At 73.5% G+C, this 15475-nt stretch carries 13 protein-coding genes and 1 pseudogene; 9 read left to right on the top strand and 5 right to left on the bottom strand.

Features of this window, described 5'->3' with window-relative positions:
* Nucleotides 1-277 precede the first annotated feature (277 nt).
* The 3 genes and pseudogenes from QF034_RS13765 to QF034_RS13755 all read left to right on the top strand — a co-directional run bounded on the left by QF034_RS13765 (nt 278) and on the right by QF034_RS13755 (nt 3029).
* Nucleotides 278-574 carry a hypothetical protein gene (locus QF034_RS13765; RefSeq protein ID WP_307175225.1) on the top strand — a complete coding sequence of 99 codons (297 nt, stop codon included), beginning with the start codon at nt 278-280 and terminating at the stop codon, nt 572-574.
* Nucleotides 575-2668: pseudogene (gene malQ, locus QF034_RS13760) on the top strand (4-alpha-glucanotransferase). It abuts the gene before it with no gap.
* Nucleotides 2669-2729: 61 nt separating this feature from the next.
* Nucleotides 2730-3029 (top strand): hypothetical protein, encoded by a 300-nt coding sequence (locus tag QF034_RS13755; RefSeq protein WP_307175224.1) that lies wholly within the window; start codon nt 2730-2732, stop codon nt 3027-3029.
* Nucleotides 3030-3164: 135 nt separating this feature from the next.
* On the opposite strand, the gene QF034_RS13750 is transcribed toward QF034_RS13755, so the two are convergent.
* Complete coding sequence (locus QF034_RS13750; RefSeq protein ID WP_307175223.1) at nt 3165-3743, bottom strand: TetR/AcrR family transcriptional regulator; 579 nt, start codon at nt 3741-3743, stop codon at nt 3165-3167.
* Nucleotides 3744-3898: 155 nt separating this feature from the next.
* Here QF034_RS13750 and QF034_RS13745 point away from each other — a divergent pair, with 155 nt between their 5' ends.
* Entirely contained in the window at nt 3899-5341 is a 1443-nt protein-coding gene (locus QF034_RS13745; protein WP_307175222.1) for an FAD-dependent monooxygenase, read from the top strand.
* A 9-nt stretch (nt 5342-5350) separates the two neighbouring features.
* Here the strand turns inward: QF034_RS13745 and QF034_RS13740 are convergent, their stop codons facing one another.
* Nucleotides 5351-5869, bottom strand: coding sequence for a MarR family winged helix-turn-helix transcriptional regulator (locus tag QF034_RS13740; protein WP_307175221.1), 519 nt, complete (start codon nt 5867-5869; stop codon nt 5351-5353).
* Between the two features lie 104 nt (nt 5870-5973).
* On the opposite strand from QF034_RS13740, the gene QF034_RS13735 reads away from it, so the two are divergent.
* Entirely contained in the window at nt 5974-6942 is a 969-nt protein-coding gene (locus QF034_RS13735; RefSeq protein ID WP_307175220.1) for an EamA family transporter, read from the top strand.
* Between the two features lie 107 nt (nt 6943-7049).
* On the opposite strand, the gene pepN is transcribed toward QF034_RS13735, so the two are convergent.
* Both pepN and QF034_RS13725 read right to left on the bottom strand, forming a co-directional pair.
* Nucleotides 7050-9623, bottom strand: a complete 2574-nt coding sequence (gene pepN / locus QF034_RS13730) for an aminopeptidase N (protein ID WP_307175219.1) — start codon at nt 9621-9623, stop codon at nt 7050-7052.
* 55 nt (nt 9624-9678) lie between these two features.
* Nucleotides 9679-10575, bottom strand: coding sequence for a LysR family transcriptional regulator (locus QF034_RS13725; protein WP_307175218.1), 897 nt, complete (start codon nt 10573-10575; stop codon nt 9679-9681).
* Between the two features lie 96 nt (nt 10576-10671).
* Here QF034_RS13725 and QF034_RS13720 point away from each other — a divergent pair, with 96 nt between their 5' ends.
* Both QF034_RS13720 and QF034_RS13715 read left to right on the top strand, forming a co-directional pair.
* Nucleotides 10672-11916: an MFS transporter gene (locus QF034_RS13720; RefSeq protein WP_307175217.1), complete on the top strand. Its 1245-nt coding sequence runs from the start codon at nt 10672-10674 to the stop codon at nt 11914-11916.
* 5 nt (nt 11917-11921) lie between these two features.
* Nucleotides 11922-12437, top strand: coding sequence for a DUF1203 domain-containing protein (locus QF034_RS13715; protein WP_307175216.1), 516 nt, complete (start codon nt 11922-11924; stop codon nt 12435-12437).
* Here QF034_RS13715 and QF034_RS13710 read toward each other — a convergent pair.
* Nucleotides 12434-13450: an aspartate-semialdehyde dehydrogenase gene (locus QF034_RS13710; protein WP_307175215.1), complete on the bottom strand. Its 1017-nt coding sequence runs from the start codon at nt 13448-13450 to the stop codon at nt 12434-12436. The genes QF034_RS13715 and QF034_RS13710 overlap by 4 nt on opposite strands.
* Before the next feature lie 362 nt (nt 13451-13812).
* Between QF034_RS13710 and QF034_RS13705 the strand changes: the two genes are divergently transcribed.
* Together QF034_RS13705 and QF034_RS13700 are read left to right on the top strand one after the other, a co-directional pair.
* Complete coding sequence (locus QF034_RS13705; RefSeq protein ID WP_307179874.1) at nt 13813-14349, top strand: RNA polymerase sigma factor; 537 nt, start codon at nt 13813-13815, stop codon at nt 14347-14349.
* A gap of 1 nt (nt 14350) precedes the next feature.
* Entirely contained in the window at nt 14351-15415 is a 1065-nt protein-coding gene (locus QF034_RS13700) for a hypothetical protein (protein WP_307175214.1), read from the top strand.
* Nucleotides 15416-15475: the final 60 nt, after the last annotated feature.

Genomic DNA, 15475 nt, shown 5'->3' with positions numbered 1-15475 from the left:
GAACGGTGGGCGTCCTGCCAGCGCAGCACGACCTGCCCGAGGCGCGCCGGGCGCGGCAGCTCGACCTGCCACCAGGCGCCAGGGAGAACGAGCCCCCACCCGTCCGGTGAAGGTGTCAACGAGAGTGGCCGGTATCACTGGATTGCCGGAATCTGGAAGGAGTGGAGGGCAGCGGAATGTGAGCAGAAGCACGATGTCCGGCCCGGGGTGTCTGCCTTCGCGTCGACTGGGTAGGGCTGCGATAACCGTTGAACGTCGCACCGACAAGGAGGCCCCCGTGGCTGCGATGACTTTCCTCCCGCTCCCGGCCCAGTCCAAACCCGTGGCGGACCCGTCCAAACCCGTGGCGGACACGTCCGCCGACCTCGACCCCCACTATGACGATCCCCGCTACGAAGACCCGCACTACTGCATCTTCAGCTCCGAGAGCACCTGCGCCGAGCCCCCGCTGACCAGCGAGACGCCGCTGCCCGACGCCGAGCCCCTCACCAGCGAGCCGCCGCTCGCCGAATCCGCCCCCCTCACCAGCGAACCCTCCGCCTTCTCCGTCGTCCCGGACTTCTCGAGGTCGTAGATGACCGAACCCCGGCCGGCCGAACCGCCTTCCGAGGACCTGTCCCGCCTCGCCGAACTGCACGGCGTCGCCACCTCGTACAGCCCGTCCCCGGACCGTACGGTCGCGGCCTCGGCCGCCGCGGTCACCCTCACCCTGGCCGCTCTCGGCGTGGACGCGAGCACGCCCGGCGCGATCCGCGCCGCGCTCGCCGCCCGGGAGCGGCAACTGGGCGCCAGGCTGCTGCCGCCCACGGTGGTCGGCTGGGGCGCAGGCCCCCCGGCCGCCCTGGCCGCGCTCCCCGAGGGAAGCCGGCTGCTCATCGAGACCGAGCAGGGCGAGACCCGCGCCTCGGCCGAGCACCTCCCGCCCGGGGTCCACCGGCTGACCGCCACCGTCCCCGACGGCCGCACGGCCACCGCCCACCTGGTCATCGCCCCGCCCCGCCTGCCCACCCCCACCGGACGCTCCTACGGACTCCTCGTCCAGCTCTACTCCCTGCTGTCCCGCCGTTCCTGGGGCATGGGCGACCTGGGCGACCTCGCCGAGCTGGCCGGCTGGGCCGGGCGGTCGCTCGGTGCCGGATTCGTCCAGGTCAACCCGCTGCACGCGGCCGTGCCCGGCGCCCCCACCGACCCCTCCCCGTACCGCCCCTCCTCACGCCGCTTCCCCGACCCTGTGCACCTGCGCATCGAGGACGTCCCCGAATGCGCGTACGTCGAGGACCGCGAGCGGCTGCGCGCGCTGCTGGAGCGATCCGGCCGGCTGCGCGAAGCCGTGCTGGACAAGGGCGCCCTGATCGACCGGGACGCCGTGTGGGAGCTCAAGCGGGAGGCGCTGGAGCTGCTGTGCGAGGTGCCGCTCGGTCCCGGCAGACGCGCCGCCTACTGCGACTTCCTCGCCGGGCAGGGCCAGGCCCTGGAGGACCACGCCACCTGGTGCGCGCTCGCCGAGGTGCACGGCTCGGACTGGCACCGCTGGCCGACGGGCCTGCGCGACCCGCGCTCGGCCGAGACCGTCCGGGCCCGCAACGGCCTGCTGGACCGGGTGGACTTCTGGTCCCGGCTCGCCTGGCTCACCGACTCCCAGCTGACCGCCGCTCAGCGCGCCGGGCGCGAGGCCGGCATGCCGGTCGGGATCGTGCACGACCTCGCGGTCGGCGTCCACCCCGGCGGCGCCGACGCCTGGGCCCAGCAGTAGTACTTCGCCGCCGGCATGTCGGTGGGCGCCCCGCCGGACGCCTTCAACGCCCGCGGCCAGGACTGGGGCCTGCCGCCCTGGCGGCCCGACCGCCTGGCCGAGTCGGGCTACGCCCCCTTCCGCGAGCTGCTGCGCGCCCTGTTCCGCTACGCCGGCGCCCTGCGCATCGACCACGTCATGGGCCTGTTCCGCCTGTGGTGGGTGCCGCAGGGCCGGCCGCCGACCGAGGGCACCTACGTCCGCTACGACGCCGAGGCCATGCTCGCCGTCCTCGTCCTGGAAGCCTCCCGGGCCGGGGCGCTGGTGATCGGCGAGGACCTGGGCACCGTCGAACCGGGCGTGCGCGAGGCGCTGCGCGAGCGCGGGGTGCTCGGCACGTCCGTGCTGTGGTTCGAACGCGACTGGGACGGCGACGGCCGCCCGCTGCCCCCCGACCGCTGGCGCGCCGACTGCCTGGCCACCGCCACCACCCACGACCTGCCCTCCACGGCCGCCCGCCTCACCGGCGAGCACGTCGAACTCCGCGACAGCCTGGGCCTGCTGACCCGCCCGCTTCAGGAGGAGCGCGCCGAGGCCGCCGCCGACATCGGCGAGTGGCTGGCCCTGCTCACCCACCTCGGCCTGCTGGACGGAACCGGCGGCACCGACACCTCCTCGGAGGAGGCCGAGATCCGGGCCGTCCACCGCTTCCTGCTGCGCACCCCGGCCCGCATGGTCGGCGTCTGGCTCCCGGACGGGGTGGGCGACCGCCGCCCGCAGAACCTCCCGGGGACGTGGGACCAGTACCCGAACTGGCGCCTGCCGATCGCGGACGCGGAGGGACGTCCCGTGACCTTGGAGGATCTGGCCGCCTCGCCCCGGCTGCACGCCCTCATGGAGGTCCTGAGACAGCCGCCCGACGCGTCGGGCGGCTGAGGACGCCTCTTACGGCACCCCGGGCGCGCGGCCACGACCGGCGTTGGATACTTTTGGCACCGTGGACAAGAAGAACGCCCTGCGAGCCGGCGCCCTGGCAGCCGGTACGACGCTGATGATGCTGCTCATGTCGTCGCCCGCCTCCGCGCTCACCCGCGACGACGGTGACGACCCCGGCCCGGGCCTGAGCGTCATCGAGACGCTGGGCCTGTTCGTCGCGGCCCCGATCGTGCTGTACCTGGTCATCGCCGGTCTGGTGATGGTCGGGGACAAGTCGCACAAGCGGAAGGACCCGACCAGCTCCAACATCACGACCAAGGCCGGCGCCGAGGCCGACACCAAGGCCGACGCGAAGGCCTGACCAGGGCTCGCTTCGAGTCCGCCGCGCACCTTTTCCGAGGGCGCCGTCCCGTCGTACGTACGCGCATGCCGCTGCACGACGACCGGGGCGGCGCCCTCGGCTTTTCCGGCGGGCGGCTTTTCCGGCGGGCGGGCGTCAGGGATTGGGTGCCGTCAGATAGCGCTGCACCGTCGGTGCCAGCCACGCCACGATCTCCTGGCGGCTGAGCGCCACGGCCGGCGGGAAGCGCAGGACGTACCGGGCGAGTGCCATCCCGAGCATCTGCGTGGCGGTGAGCGCGGCCCGCGCCGGGACCTGCTCGGGGTCGGGGCACACCTGCTGGGCGACCGGGAGCAGCTGGTCCTGGAAGACGCCCTGCATGCGCTCGGCCCCGGCCTGGTTGCTGGCGCCGACCCTCAGCAGGGCCGTGAGCACCTCGTTCTCCTCCCACATGGCGAGGAAGTGGGTCACGAGGGCGGACCCGACCTCCTCCCGGGGCAGCGGGCCCAGGTCGGGCAGCTTCAGATCGACGGCGACGGCCGCCGCGAACAACCCCTCCTTGCTGCCGTAGTACCGCATCACCATGGACGGGTCGATGCCCGCGTCCCGCGCGACGGCGCGGATGGTGGACCGCTCGTAGCCGTCGGCGGCGAAACGCTCGCGGGCGGCATCGAGGATGGCGGCGCGTGTGGCGTCGGAGCGTCTGGAGGGGGCGGTGGGCTTGCTGTCTACCATGCCAACGAGCGTAGGCCAACATCCGTAGGCCAACAAGTGTTGACGGCGCAGTGGTGCGGTTCTACGTTGGTCAACGACCGTTGGTCAACAAACGTTGGCGAACGCGTGTTGACCAACAATCGTTGACCAACACGTGCTGGCCCCAGGAGGCGCTGATGAGCGACATCACCCGCACCGTGATCGTGGTCGGCTCCGGCCCCACCGGCCTTCTCCTGGCCGGCGACCTGGCCACCGCCGGCGTTCCGGTCACCGTCGTCGAGAAACGCCCGCACAGGATCAGCAACCTCTCCCGCGCGTTCGTCCTGCACGCCCGCACGCTGGAGCAGTTAGACGCCCGAGGCCTGGCCGAGGAGCTGGAAGCGGTGGGCCGGCGGCTCGGCCGGTTCCGCCTCTACGGCCGCCTCAGCCTCGACCTCTCCACGCTTCCGTCCCGCTTCAACCACCTCCTCGTCCTGCCGCAGTACGAGGTGGAGAAGGTCCTGGAGCGGCGGGCGCGTCAGGCCGGGGCGGAGTTCCGGTACGAGACCGAGGTGACCGGGCTGACGCAGGACGCACAGGGCGTGACCGTCGAGGTCCGCGGACCCGGCGGCGGCACGGAGGTGCTGCGCGCGGCGTACGTCGTCGGCGCCGACGGGATGCGCAGCACGGTGCGGAACGCGATCGGGCTGCCGTTCCCCGGCCGTTCGGTGATCCGCTCCGTCATGCTCGCGGACGTACGGGTGACCGAGGAGCCCGGGGAGCTGCTCACCTTCGACGCCGTCGGTGACGCCTTCGCCTTCCTCGTCCCCTTCGGTGACGGCTACCACCGCGTCGTCTGCTGGGACCGCGGCCGCGCGCTCCCCGACGACGCGCCGGTCGGACTCGACGAGATCAGGGAGACCACCCGGCGCGCCCTCGGCCGTGACTTCGGCATGCACGACCCCCGCTGGATGTCCCGCTTCCACAGCGACGAGCGGCAGGCACCCGCCTACCGGGTCGGCCGGGTCTTCCTCGCCGGGGACGCCGCGCACGTCCACACCCCGGCCGGTGCCCAGGGCATGAACACCGGCCTCCAGGACGCGGCCAACCTGAGCTGGAAGCTGGCCGCCGTCGTCCAGGGGCACGCGGCCGAGGCGCTCCTCGACACCTACCAGGCCGAACGTCACCCCATCGGCAGGTCGGTGCTGCGCAGCAGCGGCGGTATCGTGCGCGCCGCCATGGCCAGGCGGCCCTGGACGATCGCCCTGCGCACCGCCTTCGCCGCCTTCCTCGACACCGTCGGCCCGGCCCGCCGCAAGGCGCTCGGCCAGGTCACCGGTATCGGCTACCGCTATCCCGCTCCCCGCGGCTCCCACCGCTTCACCGGTCACCGCGTCCCGGACGTCGCCCTGGCCGGCGGCGGTCGCCTCCACGAGGTGATGCGGGGCGGCCGGTTCGTGCTGATCACCCCGGAGCCGTACAAGGCCGGGGCCGACCGTGAGGACCGGCTGGCCGTGGAGCGCTGGGCGGGCGACCGCCGTACGACCGTGCTGGTGCGGCCCGACGGGTACGCGGCGTGGGCGGCCGACGCGGCGGACGCCCGGGCGATCGACGCGGCCGTCACCGCCCATGTGGGATGAACCCAGGCTCTAGTCCTGCCCGCCCTCCGTCGTCCGGAGCAACTCCCTGAGCAGCTCCGCCAGCTGTCCGGCCTGCTCGGTGTCGAGGCCGGACAGCGCCTCCGTCTGGGCGGCGAGTCCGGCGCCGACCGCCTGGTCGATCAGCTCCAGGCCCTTGTCGGTGAGGGTGACGTGCAGGCCGCGCCGGTCGTGCGGATCGGGGGAGCGGCGCAGCAGGCCTGCGCGCTCCAGCTTGTCCAGGCGCCCCGTCATGCCCCCGGTCGTGAGCATCAGCGTCGCGGAGAGCTGGCGGGGCGAGAGCGTGTAGGGCTCCCCGGAGCGGCGCAGTGTCGCCAGGACGTCGAACTCCCCGCGTGAGATCCCGAACCTGGCGTACGCCTTCTCCGACCGGTCGCTCATCGCGCGCGAGAGCCGGTGGATCCGGCCGAAGACCTCCATCGCCCGGGTGTCGAGATCGGGCCGGACCGTCGCCCACTGGCCGATGATCGCGTCGACGGGGTCCGTGCGCTGCTCGGGGCGTGCGTTCATGGCACGAGTATCCGACGCCTCTCGGTCACCCGCAAGAAAGTAGCTTGACGGAAAGTTGCTTAGAGCTAAGCTACTTACCATCGACCTACTTGAAGGGCGCCTCCATGGCCACCTCCCGCCCGGCTCTCATCACCCTCACGGCCCTCGCCCCCGTCTCCTGGGGCACCACCTACGCCGTCACCACCGAGTTCCTCCCGGCCGACCGCCCCCTGTTCACCGGCCTCATGCGCGCCCTGCCGGCCGGTCTGCTGCTGCTCGCCCTCGCCCGGGTGCTGCCGCGCGGTGCCTGGTGGTGGAAGGCGGCCGTGCTCGGCGCGCTGAACATCGGTGCCTTCTTCTCGCTGCTGTTCCTCGCCGCGTACCGGCTGCCCGGCGGCATGGCGGCGGTCGTCGGCTCGGCCGGGCCGCTGTTCGTGGCCGGCCTCGCGGCGCTGCTGCTCGGGCAGCGGCCGACCCGGCGCACGCTGCTGACCGGGGCCGTGGCGGCGTTCGGCGTCAGCCTCGTCGTCCTGCGGGCGGCCGGGGCGCTGGACGCGCTCGGCGTGCTGGCGGCCCTCGCCGCGACCGTGTCGATGTCGGCCGGTACGGTGCTCACCCAGCGGTGGGGCCGGCCCGAGGGTGTCGGCCCACTGGCCCTCACCGGCTGGCAGCTGACCGCGGGGGGTCTGCTCATCGCGCCGCTCGCCTTCCTCGTCGAGGGCGCGCCGCCGGCGCTGGACGGCCGGGCGGTCGGCGGCTACCTCTACCTCGCCGTCGCGAACACGGCGATCGCGTACTGGCTGTGGTTCCGCGGCATCGGCCGTCTCACCGCCACCCAGGTGACCTTCCTCGGCCCGCTCTCCCCGCTGACCGCGGCCGTCGTCGGCTGGGCGGCGCTCGGCCAGGCGCTGACGCCGCTGCAACTGGCGGGCATGGCGCTGGCGTTCGGGGCGACGGTGGCGGGGCAGGCCGGGCCGCGGCGGACGGCGCCGGCCCCGCGCACCCTCGCTTCCGGCCGGCCGGTACGGCCTGCTGAGTCCCGGCGCGGCACCAAACGCGGGGGGTACGTCAGCGCGGGTCCCGGTCCGCGGTGATGACGGCCTGGACCAGGCCGGGGAACCTGACCTTCATCCGACCTTGAACAAAGGGGGCGCCCGGCACAACGCCGGGCGCCCCCCCACAGCCGTAGCGACAGGAACGGCTACTCCGCCGCCGCGTCCGCCCGCTGCGCGCGCAGTGCGCGCTCGACGCCCGCCCGGGACTCCGATACCAGCCGCCGCAGGGCCGCGTTCGGCTCGGCGGAGGCCAGCCAGGCGTCCGTCTTGTCCAGGGTCTCCTGGGAGACCTGGACCGTCGGGTAGAGGCCGACGGCGATCTGCTGGGCCATCTCGTGGGAGCGGGACCCCCAGATGTCCTTGACCACCTCGAAGTAGCGGTCCGCGTACGGGGCGAGCAGCTCACGCTGGTCGGTCTGGACGAAGCCGGCGATGACCGCCTCCTGCACGGCGTTCGGCAGCTTGTCGGAGTCGACGACCGACGCCCACGCCTCCGCCTTGGCCTCCGGGGTCGGCCGGGCCGCGCGGGCCGTGGCGGCGTGGCGCTCACCGGCGGCCGTACGGTCACGGTCGTACTCGCCCGCGATCTCCGTCTCGTCGAACCGGCCCACCGCCGCGAGCCGCTGGACGAACGACCAGCGCAGCTCCGTGTCGACGACCAGGCCCTCGATCGTCTGCGAGCCCTCCAGCAGCGCGTCCAGCAGGTCCAGCTGCTCGGGCGTGCGGGCCGTCGCGGCGAACGCGCGCGCCCACGCCAGCTGGTGGTCGCTGCCCGGCGCCGCCGCCCGCAGATGGGCCAGCGTCGCGTCGGTCCAGCGGGCCAGCAGCGCCTCGCGGGCGGCCGGGTCGGCGTACAGGTCGACCGCCAGCTTCACCTGGCGGTGCAGCGACTGCACGACACCGATGTCGGACTCCTTGCCGATGCCGGACAGCACCAGCGACAGGTAGTCGCGGGCCGCCAGCTCGGCGTCGCGGGTCATGTCCCAGGCCGACGCCCAGCACAGGGCGCGCGGCAGGGAGGACTCGAAGTCGCCGAGGTGTTCCGTCACGAAGGCCAGGGACCGCTCGTCCAGGCGGACCTTCGCGTAGGAGAGGTCGTCGTCGTTGAGCAGGATCACGGCCGGGCGGCGCTTGCCGACCAGCTGCGGTACGGCGGTCAGCTCGCCGTCCACGTCCAGCTCGATCCGCTCCTCGCGGACCAGCTTGCCGCTGGCGTCGTCCAGTTCGTACACGCCGACGGCGATCCGGTGCGGGCGCAGCGTCGGCTCGCCCTTCGCGCCGGCGGGCAGGGCGGGGGCCTCCTGGCGGATGGCGAAGGACGTGACGACACCGTCGGCGTCCGTCTCGATCTCGGGGCGCAGGACGTTGATGCCGGCGGTCTCCAGCCATGCCTTCGACCAGGACTTCAGGTCACGCCCGGAGGTCGTCTCCAGGGCGCCCAGCAGGTCGGACAGGCGCGTGTTGCCGTACGCGTGCGCCTTGAAGTACGCCTGTACGCCCGCGAAGAACTCGTCCTCGCCGACGTACGCGACGAGCTGCTTGAGCACGGAGGCGCCCTTGGCGTACGTGATGCCGTCGAAGTTGACCAGGACGTCGTCCAGGTCGCTGATGTCCGCCATGATCGGGTGCGTGGAGGGCAGCTGGTCCTGCCGGTACGCCCAGGTCTTCATGGAGTTGGCGAACGTCGTCCACGAGTGCGGCCAGCGCGAGCCGGGCGCGGCGGCCTGGCAGGCGATGGAGGTGTAGGTGGCGAACGACTCGTTCAGCCACAGGTCGTTCCACCACTCCATGGTCACGAGGTCGCCGAACCACATGTGGGCCAGCTCGTGCAGGATGGTCTCCGCGCGCACCTCGTACGCCGCGTCCGTCACCTTCGACCGGAACACGTACTGGTCGCGGATGGTCACCGCGCCCGCATTCTCCATCGCGCCCGCGTTGAACTCCGGCACGAACAGCTGGTCGTACTTCTTGAACGGGTACGCGTAGTCGAACTTCTCCTGGAACCAGTCGAAGCCCTGCCGGGTCACCTCGAAGATGGCGTCCGAGTCGAGGTACTCGGCGAGCGAGGGGCGGCAGTAGATGCCGAGCGGGACGGACTGGCCGTCCTTCTCGTACACGCTGTGCACCGAGTGGTACGGGCCGACGATCAGCGCCGTGATGTACGTCGAGATGCGCGGCGTCGGCTCGAAGGCCCAGACGCTGTCCTGGGGTTCGGGCGTGGGCGAGTTGGAGACGACGGTCCAGCCCTCCGGCGCCCTCACGGTGAACTGGAAGGTCGCCTTGAGGTCCGGCTGCTCGAAGCTCGCGAACACCCGGCGGGCGTCCGGCACCTCGAACTGGGTGTAGAGGTAGGCCTGGTCGTCGACCGGGTCGACGAAACGGTGCAGGCCCTCACCGGTGTTGGTGTACGCGCAGTCGGCGACCACCCGGAGGATGTTGCGGCCCTCCAGCAGGCCCCGCAGGGCGATCCGGGAGTCCGCGAAGACCTCGGCGGGGTCGAGCGAGTCCCCGTTGAGGGTCACCTCGTGCACGACCGGGGCCACCAGGTCGATGAACGACTCCGCCCCGTTCTCCGTGACGTCGAAGCGCACCGTGGTCACGGACCGGTAGGTGCCGCCCTCCTGCGCGCCGGAGAGGTCGAGTTCGATCTCGTACGAGTCAACGGCGAGCAGCTTCGCCCGCTGCTGCGCCTCTTCGCGGGTCAGGTTTGTGCCAGGCACGCGGTCATCTCCTCGGTATGGGTGGGTTGCGCCATCTTTCCACGGCAGCCTCGCATCAGGCGACGACCTGGGGATGTCCAAGGGATACCCCTCGCCCGGCGAGGGCACGGGCGAACTCGCGCACCGCCGCCGTCTGACCGTCCCGGTGCCACACCAGGCCGAGAGCCGACTCCGGCACGCCCTCCACCGGTACGAACACCACGTCATCGCGCCGGTGATACGCGGCCGTGGGCCGGCACAGCAGCATGGCCGCGCGGCCCGCGGCGACCTGGGTCAGGCCCTCCTGGAGGGTGGACACCGCCGGGCCGGGCACGGCGGACGGGGCGTGGGCGGCCCGCCAGTAGGCGGGGGCCGGGGGAGCGGCTGTGACCAGCGGGGCCGCCGCCACCTGCGCCGCGGTCACCTTCGCGAGGGACGCGAACGGGTGGTCCCGGCCGACCGCGACCGTCTGGGGCCGCTCGGAGAACACCGGGCCCAGCACCAGGTCCGGCTCCTCGACGGGCAGCAGGACGACCGCCGCGTCCACCGTGCCCTCGCGCACGGCGCCGAAGGGATCGGCGAGCGGAATCTCCACCACGTCCGTCACGCACTCCGGGTGCGCGGACCGGAAGGCCCGCACCGCCGCCGTCAGCCCGGTGTCCGCCGTCCCCTGGAAACCGATCCGCAGGGCACCCTCGACACCCCGGGCGGCGGCCCGCGCGTCGTCCACGGCCTCCCGCAGCCCGCCGTACGCCGGACGCAGCCGCTGCACGAACCGCTCGCCGAGCGGCGTCAGGGCGACCCGGCGGCTGGTGCGGTGCACCAGACGGCCGCCCACCCGGCGCTCCAGCGCGCTCAGCAACTGGCTCACCCGGCTCTGCGAGACGTACAACCGCTCCCCGGTCCGGCCGAAGTGCAGCTCCTCGGACAGCACCAGGAAGCACTCCAGCTCACGCAACTCCAGCCCCGCCACGGCGGTTTCCCTCCGGTTCCGATCGATCAGTCCCGCTCATGCAAGGGTGAGGACTTCGGCGTTGTTCCCGGGCGGCCCGCGCAAAAGGGTGGAGGCATGCCCTCCACGACCACGGTCCCCCTCGGGACCGACACCACCCCGCCGACCCGCCCCTGGCCCGCCGTCCTGGCCCTGGCCGCCGCCACCTTCTCCGTCGTCACCACCGAGATGCTCCCGGTCGGCCTGCTCACCTCGCTCGGCACCGGCCTGCACGTCTCCCCCGGCACCGCCGGGCTCGCCGTCACGCTGCCCGGCCTGGTCGCCGCGGCGAGCGCGCCCCTGCTGCCGGTCGCGGCCCGCCGCGCCGACCGGCGCACGGCGCTGTGCGCGCTGCTGCTCCTGCTCGCGGCCGCCAACGTGCTGTCCGCCCTGGCCCCGCACATCACCGTCCTGCTGCTCGCGCGTGCCCTGGTCGGGGTGTGCATCGGCGGGGTGTGGGCGATCGCGGCCGGGCTGGGGACACGGCTGATGCCGCCGGACCGGGCGGGCCGGGCCACCGCGCTGATCTTCAGCGGGATAGCGGTGGCCTCGGTGCTGGGCGTCCCGGCCGGCACCTTCCTCGGCTCGCTCGCGGGCTGGCGCTGGGCGTTCGCCGCCCTGGCCGTCCTCGCGGCGGCCGTCGCCGCGGCCCTGGCCCTCGCCCTGCCGTCGCTGCCGCCCGAACGCCCCGTCACGTTCGGCACGTTCCCGGCCCTGCTGCGCACGCCGGCCGTCTCCCGCGGCCTGCTCGCGACGGCGCTGCTGGTCACCGGCCACTTCACCGCCTACACCTACGTCCGCCCGGTCCTGGAACGCGTCCCCGGCCTGGGCGCGGGAACGGTCAGCACCCTCCTCCTCGGCTACGGCCTGGCCGGAGTCGCCGGCACCTTCGCGGGCGGCCGGCTCGCGTCCCGCGACCCGCGCCGGGCCCTGCTGGTCATCGCGGCCGGGCTGGGCTCGGTCGTCCTGCTGCTGATCCCGGCGGCGGGCTCACTCGCCGCCTCGACGCTGCTGCTCACCGTCTGGGGCCTGGTCTACGGGGGTGTCTCGGTCTCCGCCCAGAACTGGCTGTCGGCCGCCGCACCGGGGGCCCGCGAGGCCGGGTCGGCGCTCTTCGCGGCCGTCTTCAACACGGGGATCGCGCTGGGCGCGTTCACCGGGGGCCGGGTGGCCGACGCCCTCGGCGCGACGGCGGTGCTCTGCGTGGGCGGCGGCCTGGCGCTGCTGGCCCTGCCGGCGGCCTCCCGGGCCGGGCGGCCCGGGGCAGAGGCAATACGACGTCCGGAATCCGCCGGTACGCAGGCCCCGGGCGAGCAAGCCTGAGGAGCATGACGACGACGTACACCGCACAGCCCATCGCCCCGCGCGTCCTGAAGGAACTCCGCACGACGGACGACGCCGGCCGCCCCACGGCCCCCTTCACCGACACCGAGGGCGGCGCGCCCCTGCGCTGCTGCCTGGGCCGCAGCGAGCCCGGCGAGCGCATCGCCCTCGTCTCGTACGCCCCGCTGCGCCGCTGGGCGGCGGAACTGGGCGTCGACCCCGGCGCGTACGACGAAGTGGGCCCGGTCTTCATCCACGCCGACGACTGCCCGGGGCCGGACGCCGGCGTGGCCCTGCCCTTCACCAACGCCCACCGCACGGTCCGCCGCTACTCCGCCGAGGGACACATCCTGGGCGGGCGGCTGGTCGAGGAGCCCGGCGCCTTCGACGAGGCCCTCAGGGAAGCGTTCGACGACCCGGCCGTGGTGCTCGTCCACGTCCGGGCCGTCGAGTACGGCTGTTTCCTCTACGAGGTGCGCAGGGGCAATGAGGTGCGCGGGGATGAGGTGCGCGGGGACTAACCCTTCAGCTCGGCCGCCACCAGTTCCGCGATCTGGACCGCGTTGAGGGCCGCGCCCTTGCGGAGGTTGTCGTTGGAGACGAAGAGGGCCAGGCCGTTGTCCACCGTCTCGTCGCGGCGGATGCGGCCGACGTAGGAGGGGTCCTTGCCGGCGGCCTGGAGGGGGGTGGGGATGTCGGAGAGCTCGACTCCCGGGGCGTCCTTCAGCAGCTCCGTCGCGCGCTCCGGGGAGATCGGGCGGGCGAAGCGGGCGTTGATCTGCAGGGAGTGGCCGGAGAAGACCGGGACGCGCACGCAGGTGCCGGAGACCTTCAGCTCGGGGATCTCCAGGATCTTGCGGGACTCGTTGCGGAGCTTCTGCTCCTCGTCGGTCTCGTTCAGACCGTCGTCGACGATGTTGCCCGCGAGCGGCAGTACGTTGAAGGCGATGGGGCGCTTGTAGACGCCCGGCTCGGGGAAGTCGACCGCCTCGCCGTCGTGCGTCAGCTTGTCCGCTTCGGCGACGACCTTCTGCGTCTGGCCGTGCAGCTCGGCGACACCGGCGAGGCCGGAGCCGGAGACCGCCTGGTACGTGGCGACGACCAGGGCTTCCAGGCCGGCTTCCGCGTGCAGCGGGCGCAGGACCGGCATCGCGGCCATCGTCGTGCAGTTCGGGTTGGCGATGATGCCCTTGGGGCGGTTCGCGATCGCGTGCGGGTTCACCTCGGAGACGACCAGCGGCACCTCCGGGTGCTTGCGCCAGGCGGAGGAGTTGTCGATCACGACGGCGCCCTGGGAGGCGACCTTCTCGGCCAGCGCCTTGGACGTGGCTCCGCCCGCGGAGAACAGCACGATGTCCAGGCCGGTGTAGTCGGCGGTCGCCGCGTCCTCCACCGTCACGCCGTCCAGCTCCGTGCCCGCCGAGCGGGCCGAGGCGAACAGGCGCAGCTCCGTGACCGGGAAGTTCCGTTCCGTGAGGATCCTGCGCATGACCGTGCCCACCTGTCCGGTGGCTCCGACGATTCCGACCCTCACGGTGACTCCCTCTCCTGCGTCTCTTCACGTGCTCGTTGCTTGGCCGAGGCTTTTCCATCATGCGGCCGACCAAGGCCCGCCTGTCCACTTCTTTCCCCGGTCTGACCGGAGAGTGGGACGACGTGTCCCGTTCCGTGGTTGCGGACGTCCGGCGCCCACCCCGGCTGAGCTGGAGGAATTCGTCCGCCGGGGGGCATACGCCGCAAGGTCGCCTGCCCCTGTTGTTCTCGGCCACACGGGAGTGTGACGTACGCCTCTGTCGGCCTGCCGTCGCCCTGCCACCGTCCTGCCGGAAAAAAAGACCGAACGTTCCGGGCCGTGCCGGCGTCGTAGGAGAAACACGGCGAGGGGGGTGGCTTGTGCTGCTGCGGGGAAGGGCCCGGCGGGGCCGGGAGGCGCACGCCGGTACCGGTGACGATCCGCTGGACGCGGCACAGGAGCGCCGGGTGCGGGCGGTGCTCGCGCTGGGCGGTGTACCGCAGGCGGACCTGCCGGACGGGGTGCAGCAGGTCCGCCTGCGGTTGCTGGAGCGGGCCGCGAGCGGCCGGGAGGCGCCGCGGGACGTCTCGGCGTGGGCGGCGGTCGTCGCCTCCAACCTCGCCATGGACTGGCACCGGGCCAAGCGCCGCCAGGAGCGCCTCGGGGAGCGGCTGGCCGCCCTGCGGCAACTGGAACATCCCTCCGGCGAGGACACCAGCGTGTTGTCCCTCGCCGTCGCCCAGGGCCTGGACGAGTTGCCCGACGCCCAGCGGCAGGTCGTCGTGCTGCGTTTCTACGCCGACCTGCCGGTCCGGTCCATCGCCGAGCAGCTCGGCGTTCCGGAGGGCACGGTCAAGAGCCGGCTGCACACGGCGGTACGGGCCCTGCGCGCCCGCCTGCACGAGGACGAGGTGGTGTGACGTGACCGCCCGGAACGACGACGACCGGCGCGACGCCGACTACGACGGCATGGACGCGCTGATGGCAGCGCTCGTCGACGACCCGCTGCCGGAGGGGGCCCGGCGGGACCCGGCTTTCATGACGGCCCACCGCGCGGCAACCGCGGACGTGGCCCTGCTGCGGGAACAGCTGCTGCTGATGGGGGACACCCTGGCGCACGACACCGCGTGGGACGTGGCCGGGCCCGAGGCCGGGGCACGGACTCGGCCGGAAGCGGGGGGCCCGGCGGGGCCGGCGCCGGCGGCAGGATCGGCGGGTGCCGCGGCGCGTGTGCGTCTCGGCGGGCGGGGGGCGGTCGCCGATGCGTCGCCGGAGGCGGGGGGCCGGCACGCCGACGGGCCGGGGGGAGCAGCCGGTCCGTCGTCGGAAGCGGTGGATCCGCCGGGACGAGCCCCGGCGACCGGGCCGGCGGACGGCGCGCGGGTCGTGCACGCCGACGGGCCGGGCGCGGGCGGCGACCCGTCCGTGAGGGTGCTGCCCGTGGGTTCCCGGGCACATGGGGGGCTGTCCCGGCGGCGTAGCCGGCCCCGGGCCCTCGATGTGGTCCTGCGTGGGCTCGTGGCTGCCGCGGCCGCGACCGTCGTCGTGGGGATGGGATGGCTCGTCGTGCAGGGCGATCACGGGTCGGGGGCGGACTCGGACTCCGGCTCGACCGCCGATGCCGCGGCCGGTGCGCCGCGGGGCGAGGAGGGTGCCAAGCTCTCTCACGCCGGATATCTCGCCTGCGCCCGGCTCGTGGCCGAGGGCACCGTCGCCGGGGTCGAACCGGTTCCCGGCACCGGCCAGGACCGCGTCACCCTCGACGTGGACCGCTCCTACAAGCCCGCCAAGGGGCTGGACCGGATCGTCTTCCCCCTGGACGAGGACGTCGACCCCCTGCTGCGGCCGGGCGACCACGTCCTCGTCGGGATCACGCGCGGGCAGGCCCAGCCGGACCTGTGGAGCGTCGGCGAGAAGGAGATCGCCCGCGCACGCGCCTGGATCACCGCGGCCCTGCCCGAGTCGGCGACCCTGCCCTGCGAGTGAGCGGAAGGCGGAAAAACAAGGGCGGGCGCCCAGCCGGGACGCCCGCCCTCAGATGCCGCC

Origin of the sequence: Streptomyces africanus, from assembly GCF_030816955.1 — a bacterium.
Lineage (GTDB): Bacteria > Actinomycetota > Actinomycetes > Streptomycetales > Streptomycetaceae > Streptomyces > Streptomyces africanus.
This window is presented reverse-complemented; position numbering and strand designations above follow the sequence as displayed.

Coding starts and splice junctions, on each gene's coding strand:
- QF034_RS13750 (WP_307175223.1), bottom strand. CDS start 3,743: ATGGTAGACAGCAAGCCCACCGCCCCCTCCAGACGCTCCGACGCCACA.
- QF034_RS13745 (WP_307175222.1), top strand. CDS start 3,899: ATGAGCGACATCACCCGCACCGTGATCGTGGTCGGCTCCGGCCCCACC.
- QF034_RS13740 (WP_307175221.1), bottom strand. CDS start 5,869: ATGAACGCACGCCCCGAGCAGCGCACGGACCCCGTCGACGCGATCATC.
- QF034_RS13735 (WP_307175220.1), top strand. CDS start 5,974: ATGGCCACCTCCCGCCCGGCTCTCATCACCCTCACGGCCCTCGCCCCC.
- QF034_RS13720 (WP_307175217.1), top strand. CDS start 10,672: ATGCCCTCCACGACCACGGTCCCCCTCGGGACCGACACCACCCCGCCG.
- QF034_RS13715 (WP_307175216.1), top strand. CDS start 11,922: ATGACGACGACGTACACCGCACAGCCCATCGCCCCGCGCGTCCTGAAG.